A 13,174-nucleotide genomic window follows, 5' to 3' on the forward strand; every position below is an offset into this window, starting at 1 on the left:
TATATTTTTTAACAGGAGACAGCTTGATAAAATCTGAATTAGTAAAAATAATTGCAGAAAAAAATCCTCATATTCGTCAAATTGATATCGAAAATATAGTAAATGTAGTATTAGACGAAATATCAGGCGCTCTTGCTTTAGGACAGCGCATCGAATTAAGAGGATTTGGTATATTTTCAGTTAAAAATTGCCATTCAAGAATAGCTCGAAATCCCCGTACTGGTGAAAAACTCTTTATAGAAGAAAAATGGATGCCTGTTTTTAAAGTTGGTAAAGAGTTATGTAAAAGACTTAATCTACAAAGTGATTCTAATATAAAATAAATACTATAATTGTTGAATGATATTACAAAATAAGAAAAATCTATTTAAAGAGAAATTAAAGTACTTTAAATGATGGCATCACTTAATATTTTTAAGTCCTTGATAAAACACTATCTCTTTAGTGATGAGTCCCCTCCCCATACCTTCAAGAATGATCTATAATAAAAACACTTTTGAAACAAGAAAATTGCTTTTAAGAGAATATAAAAACAATTAATTTGTTATAAGTTTATATATCTTTTTAAACCAGATAATACTATTGAGAAATGTTTTGAATAAATTTTATCTAAAAAAAGTAAAAATTAAAAATATTAATAGTGTGTCTAATCCTCTTATAAAGAACATAAGAGCGTTAACACGAAAGAAAGAACGCAAAAAAGCAGGAGTTTTTATAGCTGAAGGATTGAAACTTATCATTGATGCAATCAACCTTGGTTGGTCAGCTACTATGCTAGTCTACACAAAATCAATGAAAGAAAACTCTGAACTACTCCAAACGACTATACAAGCAATAACATCAGAATTGCTAATTATAGAAGTTAGTGAAAAAATTATGTCATCTTTAAGCAGAAGAGATAACCCTCAAAATGTTTTAGGAATTTTTACTCAACGCTTGATTCCTTTACAAAATATTACAATCAAAGGAGACGAAACTTGGGTTGCACTTGATCGTATACGTGATCCTGGTAATCTTGGGACTATTATCCGTACTATTGATGCTTCTGGGGCTTCTGGAGTTATTCTTATCGGTGAGACAACTGACCCTTACGGAATAGAAACAGTACGTGCTACGATGGGATCAATTTTTAAAGTACCAATTGTATACTCTAATATTGATGAATTTATTTCTTGGGTAAAAAAATCTCAAGCTTTTATAATAGCAACACATTTACAAGCCTCTATTGATTATCGCACAGTAGAATATCCTGGAAAATCCATTATATTACTCATGGGAAATGAAAAATCTGGATTATCAAACACATTTTTATCCATAGTTGATAAACTTGTTCGTATTCCACAAGCTGGAACAGCTGATTCCCTAAATGTATCTATTGCTACAGGAATTATGTTATTTGAGATTCGCCGTCATCTTCTTTTTTTAGAAACGCATTAATAAGTTTCCCGTATGATTATTTCACATTATCGTCACATAAAATTTCTTACATTCTGCGTGATATTTATTATTATTGATCAAACTATTAAAATTATAGTTGATTCATCTATACCATTACATCAACCTATTTATGTTCTGCCGTTCTTTTCTCTATACCGTACATATAATACTGGCATTGCGTTCTCAATGCTTATGGATATGAAACCTTGGTTTATTATAAGTATGCGTATTATTATTATTTCTGGTGTTTTTTTGATATGGGAACAGACAAAAAGCAATCGCTTACTAATAAACGTGGGCTATATGTTGATATCTACTGGAGCTATAAGCAATTTAGCAGATCAATTTTTATACGGTCATGTTATAGATTACATAATGATCCATACTCAAACATGGTCTTTTGCTGTTTTCAACCTTGCCGATGCATATATTACTCTTGGTGCATGCAGCATAGCATTCGATGAGTTTCTTGCAATCTACAATAAAATGAATTCTTCTTAGAAAAATACTAGACGAAATGCCTGTAATTTTAGAGAAGAAGATATTTTTCTTTGAAGAACTCTATCCTTTAGAATAGAAAATTGTATGAAACACATCAATTTCGCTTTATTTTATAACTTACCACCCCCACGATTTTTAGAAGTGCTGTTTTCTTTGCAAGCTCCTTGCGGATAACCGGCATTGAAAGTGTTAATGATAAATTGCGTTTGCGCCAATCAGCTGCGGGTCGCGGACTTGAGTTCGCGCACAAATTGCGCCAGCTGTTCCAACATCACGGCCGGATTATCCTCATTCTTTTCGATAATACGCACAATAGCCGATCCGGAAATAGCGCCGGCCGTGCCGGCCTGGAGCGCGGTACGGACCTGACCGGGTTCGGAGATGCCAAATCCCTGTAATGTTGGTGCGGCATGGTACTCCTTCAGGGTATCGATCAGATGCTTGAGCGGGGTGTTTGCGCGTTTCTCGCTACCAGTAACGCCGGCGCGCGCGAGCAGATAGGTATATCCCCGGCCGTGTGAGGCGATTTCGCGCAGCAAAGCATCATCAGCGTTGGGCGGGCAGATGAAAATAGGAGCCACGTTATGGCGCAGGGCGGCCTGGCGAAACGGCAGACTTTCTTGCAGCGGCACATCCGCCACCAGCACCGAGTCGACGCCAACCTCGGCGCAGTGGGCATAAAAGGCATCTATCCCCTCGTTGTAGACCAGATTGGCATACATCAACAGACCAATCGGTATGGCGGGATACTTTTGGCGAATCGTTGCCAGCATTTCAAAACAGTGCGCCGGCGTAACGCCGGAGGAAAACGCACGCAGATTGGCGTTCTGGATGGTGGGGCCGTCGGCCAGCGGGTCGGAGAAAGGGATGCCCAGCTCCAGTGCATCGGCGCCGGCGTCAATGAGCGTATCGATAATGCGTAGCGAGAGGGTGGGCTTGGGATCGCCAAGCGTCACAAAAGGTACAAATGCGCCTTCATGGCGCGCCGCCAGCTGGCTGAATAATTGCTGATAGCGTTCCATTAAATGTCTCCTCGCGCCTTCAGAATATCATGAACGGTGAAAATATCTTTATCGCCGCGGCCGGACAGGTTGACTACCAGGATCTGCTCCTTCTCCGGTTCCGCTTGTATCATTCTCAGCGCGTGGGCCAGCGCGTGGGACGATTCCAGCGCCGGAATAATTCCCTCATGACGGGAAAGGCGACGGAAGGCATCCAGGGCTTCTTCGTCGGTAACCGATACGTACTCCGCCCGGCCTATGCTATCAAGGTAGGCGTGCTGCGGACCCACCGAGGGGAAATCCAGGCAGGCCGATATGGAGTAGGATTCCTCAATTTGCCCTTCGGCGGATTGCATCATCGGCGACTTCATGCCGAAATAGATGCCGGTGCGGCCATGTTTCAACGACGCCCCATGCTTTCCGGTTTCGATACCCAAGCCGCCCGGCTCTACGCCTATCAGTCGAACTGCCTGTTCATCAATGAAATCGGCGAACATGCCGATGGCGTTGGAGCCGCCGCCGACGCAGGCGATAACCGCATCCGGCAGGCGCTGCTCGTGCTCGTACAACTGCGCGCGCGTTTCCTCGCCGATCATACGCTGGAATTCGCGCACGATGGTCGGGAACGGATGCGGGCCGGCAGCGGTGCCGAGCATGTAGTGAGCGTGTTCATAACTATCGGACCAGTCGCGTAACACTTAGTTGCAGGCGTCTTTTAAGGTTGAGGAGCCACTGTGCACCGGAATGACCTCGGCGCCCATCAACCGCATGCGAAAAACATTGAGCGACTGGCGTTCGATGTCTTTAGCGCCCATATAAATACGGCATTTCAGCCCCAGCAATGTGGAGGACAGGGCGGAAGCCACGCCGTGCTGACCGGCACCGGTTTCGGCGATGATTTCAGTTTTGCCCATCCGTTTGGCCAGCAGCACCTGCCCCAGCACTTGATTAGTTTTATGGGCACCGCCGTGCAGCAGGTCTTCACGTTTGAGATAAAGTTTGGTCTGAGTGCCCGCGGTCAGGTTGCGGCACAGCGTGAGCGGGGTCGGCCGGCCGGCGTAGTTTGTCAGCAAATCTATGAATTCGGCCTGAAACACCGGATCGCTCTGGGTGCTGACGAACGCGTCTTCCAGCTGAATCAGCGCAGGCATCAGGATTTGCGGCACATACATGCCGCCAAACTCGCCAAAATAGGGATTAAGTCGTGTCATGCTTGATTATCTCTCACGGTGTCAGGCTGAAGGTTAATAGGCGCGTAGCGTCTGAAATACCGTAGCCAGTTTATGATGATCTTTAATACCCGGCGCGCTTTCCACACCGGAGTTGAAGTCCAGTCCAGAACAACCAATATGGGCTGCCGCTAAGCAGTTGTCCGCCGCCAGGCCGCCCGCCAGTATGACGTTATCCAACGTGGCTCCGTTTAACAGCGACCAGTTGAAAGGTTTGCCGCTGCCGCTGCCGTTGTCCAGAACGTAGCGATCGACCTGGGTCAGATCGCGCGGAAGAAGGGCCTGGCACATATCCAGCGCCTTCCAGATGCGGCACTCGAGCGGCAGGGCATGGCGCAGCGCATCGATATAGCTCTGATCTTCGTCACCGTGCAGTTGGACTGCCGCCAGCGATAGCACGCTGGCGGCCGCAGCGACGTCTTCTACCGGCGCATCGCAAAACACGCCAACATAGAGCAGCGCAGCGCCGGCCATCACGGTGCGGGCGGTGTCGATATCCACACACCGCGGGGAGCCGGGGACAAAAATCAGCCCACCGTAAATCGCGCCCGCTTCCAGAGCAGCGCGCGCATCGACGGCGCGGGTAAGTCCGCACACTTTGTTTTCACCCAGCAGGACCCGACGCACCGCTATCGTCAGATCGGGTTCAGACATTAGCGCGCTGCCAATCAGGAAGCCGTTGGCGTAGTGGTTGAGCTCGCGCAGTTGGCGATAGCTTTTAATACCGGATTCGCTGATGACCGTCACGTCCGCCGGCAGCCGCGGACCGAGCGTGCGGGTGCGGTTCAAATCAATCGACAAATCGCACAGGTCGCGGTTGTTGATGCCCACGATTTTCGCGCCCAGCGCAATGGCGCGCTCGCGCTCTTCATCGCTGATGATTTCGGTCAACACGCCCATATTCAGGCTGTGGGCCACCGCCGCCAACGCGCGGTAGGTATCGTCGTCGAGGATGGACAACATCAGTAGAACAGCGTCTGCCTGGTGTAGGCGCGCGAAGTAAATCTGCCAGGGGTTGAAAATAAAATCTTTGCATAATACCGGCTGGCTCACCGAGCGGCTCACTTCGGGCAGATAATCAAAGCTGCCTTGAAAATATTTCTCGTCGGTCAGTACCGCAATCGCGGAAGCATAATGCCTGTAAACGCCCGCGATGGCGACCGGGTCGAAATCGTCGCGAATAAATCCTTGGTACGGCGATGCCTTTTTGCATTCCAGTATAAATGCCGTGCGGGTACCGGACACCGCATGATAAAAACTTCGTGTGCTGGGCTGCAGCTGATGGCGGAAACTGTCCAACGGCTTCAGCCGTTGGTACTCGGAAACCCATTCATATTTATCTGCGACGATTTTCGCAAGTACAGTGTCCTGCATGACTTTCTTATCCTCTTGTTACCAGTGCCATCACGCGCTCATAGGGAGCACCGCTGTGAATTTCCTCCAGCGCCCGATGGGTGTTGTCACGGAGATTTTCCTGTCCGAACAATTTGAGCAGCAGAGCCACGTTGGCAGCGACAACGGATTTATGCGCGTGTTCACCTTTACCTTGTAACAAACGCGCCAAAATGTCACGGTTTTCTTCCGGCGATCCCCCCCGAAGCGCCTCTGCTGGCTGAGCCGACAGGCCGAAATCCGCCGCGTTCAGGGTATAGTTCTCAATCTTCCCCTCGCGCAGCTCTGCCACGTGCGTCGGCGCATGCAAGGCGACTTCATCCATGCCGCCGCTGTGTACCACCGCGACGCGTTGATAGCCCAACACGCACATCGTCTCGGCAATTGGCAGCACGAGTTTCGGGCTGTAGACGCCAATCAGCGCCAACGGCGGTCGGGCAGGATTGATTAGCGGACCCAGTACATTAAACAGGGTACGGGTTTTCAACAGTTTCCGCACCAGCATCGCGTGGCGAAAGCCGGAATGGTAATGCGGGGCGAACAGGAAGCAGATGCCCAGTTCATCCAACGCCTGGCGCGACAGTTCAGCCGGCATATCCAGCCGGACACCGAACGCCGACAGCAGGTCCGAAGAGCCTGAGCGGCTTGAAACGTTGTGGTTGACGTGTTTGGCCACCCGGGCGCTGCAGCCGGCGGCGACGATAGCGTTGGCAGTAGAAATGTTGATGCTATTGCTGCCGTCGCCGCCGATACCGACGATATCAGCAAAAGCATAATCAGGACGCGGAAACGGTCTGGCGTCGGCCAATAGCGCGCTGGCAGCACCGGCGATTTCCTCGGGGTATTCGCCGCGCACCTTCATGCTGATAAGCACGGCCGCCAGCTGTTCTGGAGCCAGTTGCCCCTGAATGATGGCCCCGAACAGCTGCTGGCTTTGTTCACGGCTGATACGCCCGCCCTGATAGAGATGTTCCAGCATCGCTTGCATGAAAAAGTCCTTCTGATTACGCCAGTGCCCAGGCGAGCGTCTGGTTTAACAAATGTGCTCCCTTAGTGGTTAAAATGGATTCAGGGTGGAACTGAAAGCCGCAGATCCGATCGGCATCATTGCGTACCGCCATCACCATGTCGTTAAAGTGGGCGTTGACCGTGAGCGTTGCCGGCACTTGACTCCCGACCAGAGAATGATAGCGCGCCACCGGCAGCGGGTTCGGCAGGCCGGCGAACATGCCCTGGTTATCGTGGCGGATGGGCGAGGCCTTACCGTGCAAAATCTCACCCGCCTGACCGACGTGGCCGCCGTAAGCTTCCACAATCGCCTGATGGCCCAGGCAAATGCCGATGATGGGTAACCGGCCGCGCAGCGTCGTGAGCAATGCCGGCATGCAGCCTGCCTGGGCCGGCACACCGGGACCTGGCGAGAGCATCAGGATCGGGTTTTCCATTTCGGACAGCACCCGCGTGATGAGCGCAGCCGGTAGCCGGTTGCGGTAAATCACTACCCGGTGACCATTGGCACGCAGCTGATCCACCAGGTTATAGGTAAACGAGTCGATATTATCGAGTAACAGGATGTCGGCCATCAGAACAGCTCCTTTGCTTCGTGGGCGGTAGCAATGGCGCGCAAAACGGCACGCGCTTTGTTGCGGCTTTCGTCGGCTTCTTCCTGTGGAACGGAATCCAGTACCACACCTCCGCCGGCCTGCACCGTGGCGATGCCATCTTCGACGTAGGCGGAACGGATAACAATGCAGGTATCAAGCGCGCCGGCGGCGGTAAAATAGCCAATCGCACCGCCGTAGCTGCCGCGGCGTTCGCCTTCTGCCTCGGCGATAAGCTGCATGGCGCGGACTTTCGGAACCCCACTCAAGGTGCCCATATTCATACAAGCGCGGTAGGCGTGCAGTACGTCAAGATCGGCGCGCAGCTGGCCAACAACCCGCGATACTAAATGCATCACGAAGGAGTAACGATCAACTTTGGTCAGATCGGCTACATAACGGGTGCCCGGCTCGCAAATACGCGCTAGATCGTTGCGCGCCAAATCCACCAGCATTAAGTGTTCGGCCAGTTCTTTATGATCGGCGCGCATTTCCAGTTCAATGCGGCTGTCGAGATCGGCATCCAATGTGCCGTCGGCGCGCCGTCCGCGCGGCCGAGTGCCGGCGATGGGGTAGATTTCAATCTGTCTGGTATCAGGGGCGTATTTCAGCGAGCTTTCCGGCGAAGCGCCAAACAGGGTGAACTCATTATCCTGCATAAAAAACATATACGGGCTGGGATTGCTTTTCTTCAACGTATGGTAGGCGGCGAGCACCGAAGGACAGGGGAGTGAGAAGCGCCGGGAAGGCACGACCTGGAAACTTTCCCCTTCGCGGATCGCCTGCTGCATCCGGCGCACGACCTGGCCGTACTCTTCGTCGCTCTGGCTGCAGGTCAATGTCATGGTGTCGATAACCTGATGCGGAATGGGCTCCGGCGCTTGGGTGAGCTGATATTGCAACTGCTCAAGGCGGTGCTGCAACCGCTGCTTCTCCGACGGACTGTGGCTGAACAAGCTGCATTGCAGTTCGCAGGTTTGTTGCTGATGATCAAGGATCAACAGCGTTTCCGCCAGATAGAAGCAGTAATCGGGGCAGTGCTGTCCTGGACGCAGCGGCGGCAGAGATTCAAAGCCTGCAACAAGATCATAGGCGAACAGTCCGCCGACAAACATCGCTTTCGGCGCGTCCGGCGGCTGACCGACCAGTGTCAAAAGCAGGCGCAGACAATCGAATACCGACAGCGAGCGCAGGCGGGCATCCTCATCCACGTCTTGTACCGACGGCGGAAAGGTTAATTCACGGCCGTAGGGATGGGCGACGATCGTGACCTCTTCGGGTAAGGCGGCATCCAATAGCAGCAACAGCGCAGCGCCGTTGGCGCTCAGCGCCTGTAGCGTGACAGTCTGGCCAAGGGCGGTGATACGCAGCGCGCTATCCACCACCATCATGCTTTCCAGATCATGCTTCTTATCGATCTCGGCCAATTCCAGCAATAGCGTCGCGGGCCGCGGGCCGCATAACTGATTGAACATGACCGTCGAGTCGGGGCGGTAAGGGGCCTGCGCGTGCAGCAATTCTATCTGGTACTGACTGGTTGGCATTATCTGTTTTCCTGATTGTCGCCTATAAAAAAACTGCTAAAGGGAGGTGCGCCACCGGCGAAGCATTACGGTTGGAAAGGTCATCATTTTGCGCGTCTCAAAGGTCGTTGTTGAACATCGTTCTAGTACTACTTAAGAGATAAAAAGTCAACCATAATGAATGAACTCATGAAAATAAATCCACTAGTTGAATTCAGCTCACCGTTATCATGCCCTTGACGGCACAATCGATGACGACAGCCTTACGCGTTATTTATGACCTGCATAGCCATACCACCGCTTCCGATGGCCTGCTCTCGCCGCGGGAAAACTGGTGGTGCGCGTCCATTGGCGTGGCCACCAACGTAGCCAATGTCTTTAAAAATATCTGTCGCGGCTTACCACCCAACGATTTTTAGAGGTGCTGGTTTCAGGCCGCACTGAGCACATCGGATGAGACGTCGTAATTCGCCACCGTCTTAGAGCGACCATTCCGATAGTACGATCATCTCCCGGTGACGTTTGATCAAGGCTAACAACGATGGTCTGCCCGTGCCTACACACGGCGGCCAACAAGCGAGAAGCCAATTCCATCGTGTTGCAACTGCGTGTGTCGATAAGAGTTGCGATCATAATAGCCAGCTTCTCTCGCAAACTCTTGTTCATATGGGGAAAAAGCTCAGACAAGTCACTAACGAGAGATCCTGCCAAATGCTCTACACCGCCCATACCTACCACATAAATATAATAAAATCATTAAATTAAAAATCTATTATTAAAATCATGGGGTTGCAAGATTTTATAAAAAACTTTTTTATATCAATATTTGACTGATAAAAAAGAAGGACATAGAACATTGTATGAAACACATCCCTTATTAGAAAACAGTTCTAAAACCAAGTCTTTGTATTCAGAGGAAAGTCGGGTATCAGCTACTCCGATGATACAACAATACATTGAAATAAAATCTGCTAATCCAGATAGCCTTCTCTTTTATCGGATGGGTGAGTTTTATGAACTATTTTTTGATGATGCCTTAGAAGCTTCTCGTTCTCTTGGAATTGCTTTAACAAAACGTGGTCAACATCTGGGTCAAGATATTCCCATGTGCGGTGTCCCGGTACATACTGCTGATGATTATCTACAAAAACTTATTACATTGGGTTATCGTGTTGCTGTATGCGAACAAACAGAAGATCCTGCAGAAGCCAAAAAACGTGGTGCAAAATCAGTTGTACGTCGTGATGTAGTCCGTCTTGTAACCCCCGGTACATTAACAGAAGAAAAACTTCTTTCTCCTGCAGATTCTAATTATCTAATGGCCTTAGCACGTGTGCGAGGTAATTGGGCAATTTCTTGGATTGATATTTCTACTGGAATTTTTAGACTTTCTGAGACAAGCAGAGAAAATTTACTTGCAGATATTTCAAGAAATGATCCACATGAAATAATTGTTTCTGATACTTTATTTTCTATCGCCGAACTTAAACCTATCTTTGATACGCTAGGACGTATAGTAGTGCCACAACCAGCTGTGTTTTTTGATAGTGCTTTAGCGCAAGATCGTATCGCAAGTTATTATGGAGTAAAAACTTTAGATAGCTTCGGGGTTTTCTCAATTGCTGAAATCACTGCAGCTGCAGCTGCTATTGCTTATATTGAAAAAACACAAATTTCAAGACGGCCCGTACTCAAAAAGCCTGAACATCAAAAAAGTTCATCAACACTCTTTATTGATCCTGCTACTCGTACAAATCTAGAATTAACAAGAACATTGTCCGGCTCTCGGGATGGTTCTCTTCTTAAAACCATTAATTTCTGTATAACAGGAAGCGGATCACGACTATTAGCTGAACGACTTGCATCTCCATTAACTGATCCAAAAGAAATTGATATTCGCCTTGATTCTATAGAGTTTTTTTTAAACAACCCATTAATAATTCCAAAATTACAAGAAATTTTAAGCTCTTCTTCCGATATAGCACGCGCATTATCTCGTTTAGCACTTGGACGAGGAGGCCCTCGTGATATTGGAACTATCCGCACAGGAATACACTCTGGAAAAGCAACGGCTCATCTTCTTAATGGAATAAAAATTCCTAATGAATTGCAAAATGCAATACATACACTTGAAATGCTGCCTTCCTCTCTTGAGATGTCCTTATCTACAATGATGGCAGATGATTTGCCTCTGCTCAAACGAGATGGAGGATTTATACGGGATGGCGCAGATCCTGATCTTGACCAAGCACGTTTATTGCGTGATACCTCTCGCCGTATAATTGCTTCTTTACAATTACAATATATAGAAGAAACAGCTATCAAATCTCTTAAAATTAAATACAACAATGTATTGGGTTATTTTATAGAAATAACATCAAATCATTCTGAAACATTAACAGCTACAAAAGAAGCTAAAGCCAGATTCATCCACCGTCAAACAATGGCTAATGTCATGCGGTTTACTACTCTTGAACTTGCTGACCTAGAAAGCCAAATCGCAAATGCTGCTGACAGAGCTTTATCAATTGAACTAGAAACATTTGAAACATTGTCTCAATCTATAGTTGATAATGCAGATATTTTAACAGAAGCAGCATATGCGCTTTCTGTAATTGATGTATCAATAGCACTCGCTCAATTATCAAAAGAACAAAACTATTGTCGTCCTATGATTGATAATTCGAAAAAATTTATTATCAAAGATGGACGTCACCCAGTTATTGAACAGAAATTACATTGCCAACTCTCGAGGCCATTTATTGCTAATGACTGCGATCTATCTTCTTCTTTAGGAGAAGATAGCAGCAATATTTGGTTGCTTACAGGACCTAATATGGGAGGAAAGTCTACTTTTCTTCGTCAAAATGCTCTTATCATAATAATGGCACAGATGGGGTCTTATGTTCCTGCAACCTCTGCTCATATTGGTATTGTTGATAGATTGTTCTCTCGTGTTGGTGCAGCTGATGATTTAGCACGTGGACGATCTACTTTCATGGTAGAAATGATTGAAACCGCAACTATTCTTAATCAAGCTACTGATAGATCCTTTGTTATCCTTGATGAAATTGGGCGAGGTACCTCTACTTTTGATGGCCTTTCTATAGCATGGGCAGCCATAGAACATTTACATGAAATTAACTTTTGTCGAGGCCTATTAGCCACTCATTTCCATGAACTGACAACAATATCAGAACAGCTCTCAAGAATTAAAAATGTTACATTGAAAGTTCAAGTATCGAATGGAGATATCATCTTTCTTCATGAGATAGGACCAGGTATCGCTAACCATTCCTATGGAATACAGGTAGCAAAATTAGCAGGATTACCACTTTCAACAATCGATCGAGCATATCATATCTTAGAAAAACTTAAAGAAACATATTCTAAAATATATTCTGGAACTGATTTTATTGATGATATACATCTCTTTAAATATAAAAAATTAAATCAAAAAGAAGACGAATCTTCTAAAATTCTTAAGATCATTCAACAGCTTAACCTTGATGAAATGACACCTCGAGATGCCTTAGAAATGCTATACAAAATAAAAACTTCATTAAAATAATTTAAGTTTACATAGCATACTTACATAAATTATATTATAACAATGAACTTTTAAAGCTAACTTCTTTAGAAAGCTTTTATTGTAAACACAAAACTCCCATCATATGAGTAAATATGTCTTAAAATTCATATAATGCGTTATAACCCATTAAAAAGTAAGAAATCAAAGTATTTTATCAATGATAGCTGAGAATGTTCCTTCTGACATATCTCCAAGGTATCTTTTTCCATTAATGAAAAAAGTAGGCGTAGAATTAACTCCAAAATTTTTAGCAGCATTCTCTTTAACAGCATTTAAATTATCAAGAAGTTTCTGATTCGTTAAACAAACCTTAAAACTTTCCTGAGAAAAACCAGCTACTTTAGATACATTAAACAAAGCTTCCCGATTATTATCAGATGCTAACCAAACTTTTTGTTGTTTAAAAAGCATAGAAATAAAAGCTAAATATTTCCCTTCCCCTTGATCCTCTAAGCACCTAGCTAACATAAATGCAGCTGTTGCTACTACATCTAAAGGAAATTCTCTTACAATTAAAAGTACTTTGCCCGTATCTATATATTTCTTTTTAATTAAATCCAAAGTTCTATTATGAAAATCTGCACAGTGCACACATGTCATTGACACATATTCAACTATCTTAACCGGAGAATCTTGATTACCTATAGAAATTTCTTTCATAGGACCAGGTACAAGCAATTTCTTAATATATACTTCACCATCAGCTTCTGGCACTGTTATTGAAACAGCTTTCTTAGTTGAATTATCTTTTTTTCCTTCATCACCACAACCAAAAAGCATCATAAGAACAGCTATACCAGCAAAAAATTGATATTTTTTACTCAAAATACGAATAATAAACATTGCTTCCCCAAATCAAAATCTTTTTAATCATGCTGAAGTTTCAAACAGCCTTAGA

Annotated in this window: 10 protein-coding genes and 1 pseudogene; 4 read left to right on the forward strand and 7 right to left on the reverse strand. The window is 46.3% G+C overall.

All coding sequences use genetic code 11. From position 1 onward, the window contains the following. The first annotated feature begins 23 nt into the window (after positions 1 to 23). The 3 genes from B488_RS06345 (at position 24) to lspA (ending at position 1,938) form a co-directional block, all read left to right on the forward strand. Entirely contained in the window at positions 24 to 323 is a 300-nt protein-coding gene (locus B488_RS06345) for an integration host factor subunit beta (RefSeq protein ID WP_015273721.1), read from the forward strand. 271 nt (positions 324 to 594) lie between these two features. After that, the gene (locus B488_RS06350) at positions 595 to 1,437 is read left to right on the forward strand and encodes a TrmH family RNA methyltransferase (protein WP_015273722.1); all 843 of its coding nucleotides are present in this window, start codon (positions 595 to 597) and stop codon (positions 1,435 to 1,437) included. A gap of 12 nt (positions 1,438 to 1,449) precedes the next feature. Further along, on the forward strand, positions 1,450 to 1,938 hold the full coding sequence (lspA, locus tag B488_RS06355; RefSeq protein WP_041770812.1) for a signal peptidase II: 489 nt from the start codon (positions 1,450 to 1,452) through the stop codon (positions 1,936 to 1,938). Between the two features lie 215 nt (positions 1,939 to 2,153). Here lspA and trpA read toward each other — a convergent pair whose 3' ends face one another. From trpA to B488_RS06385, 6 genes and pseudogenes are all read right to left on the reverse strand, one after another. After that, positions 2,154 to 2,960, reverse strand: coding sequence for a tryptophan synthase subunit alpha (trpA, locus tag B488_RS06360; protein ID WP_015273724.1), 807 nt, complete (start codon positions 2,958 to 2,960; stop codon positions 2,154 to 2,156). Then, positions 2,960 to 4,150: pseudogene (gene trpB, locus B488_RS06365) on the reverse strand (tryptophan synthase subunit beta). Before trpB ends, trpA begins: the two are co-directional and overlap by 1 nt. Before the next feature lie 33 nt (positions 4,151 to 4,183). Beyond that, positions 4,184 to 5,542 carry a bifunctional indole-3-glycerol-phosphate synthase TrpC/phosphoribosylanthranilate isomerase TrpF gene (gene trpCF / locus B488_RS06370; protein ID WP_015273726.1) on the reverse strand — a complete coding sequence of 453 codons (1,359 nt, stop codon included), beginning with the start codon at positions 5,540 to 5,542 and terminating at the stop codon, positions 4,184 to 4,186. 7 nt (positions 5,543 to 5,549) lie between these two features. Further along, positions 5,550 to 6,548 (reverse strand): anthranilate phosphoribosyltransferase, encoded by a 999-nt coding sequence (trpD, locus tag B488_RS06375; protein WP_015273727.1) that lies wholly within the window; start codon positions 6,546 to 6,548, stop codon positions 5,550 to 5,552. 16 nt (positions 6,549 to 6,564) lie between these two features. After that, positions 6,565 to 7,143 carry a glutamine amidotransferase-related protein gene (locus tag B488_RS06380; protein WP_015273728.1) on the reverse strand — a complete coding sequence of 193 codons (579 nt, stop codon included), beginning with the start codon at positions 7,141 to 7,143 and terminating at the stop codon, positions 6,565 to 6,567. Continuing rightward, positions 7,143 to 8,705 carry an anthranilate synthase component 1 gene (locus tag B488_RS06385; RefSeq protein WP_015273729.1) on the reverse strand — a complete coding sequence of 521 codons (1,563 nt, stop codon included), beginning with the start codon at positions 8,703 to 8,705 and terminating at the stop codon, positions 7,143 to 7,145. The genes B488_RS06380 and B488_RS06385 overlap by 1 nt, the downstream gene beginning before the upstream one ends. Before the next feature lie 835 nt (positions 8,706 to 9,540). On the opposite strand from B488_RS06385, the gene mutS reads away from it, so the two are divergent. Beyond that, entirely contained in the window at positions 9,541 to 12,255 is a 2,715-nt protein-coding gene (gene mutS / locus B488_RS06390; protein ID WP_015273730.1) for a DNA mismatch repair protein MutS, read from the forward strand. Positions 12,256 to 12,417: 162 nt separating this feature from the next. Here mutS and B488_RS06395 read toward each other — a convergent pair whose 3' ends face one another. Continuing rightward, on the reverse strand, positions 12,418 to 13,119 hold the full coding sequence (locus tag B488_RS06395) for a DsbA family protein (RefSeq protein ID WP_015273731.1): 702 nt from the start codon (positions 13,117 to 13,119) through the stop codon (positions 12,418 to 12,420). Positions 13,120 to 13,174 lie beyond the last annotated feature (55 nt).

The organism is Liberibacter crescens BT-1 (genome assembly GCF_000325745.1).
GTDB classification, from domain to species: domain Bacteria; phylum Pseudomonadota; class Alphaproteobacteria; order Rhizobiales; family Rhizobiaceae; genus Liberibacter; species Liberibacter crescens.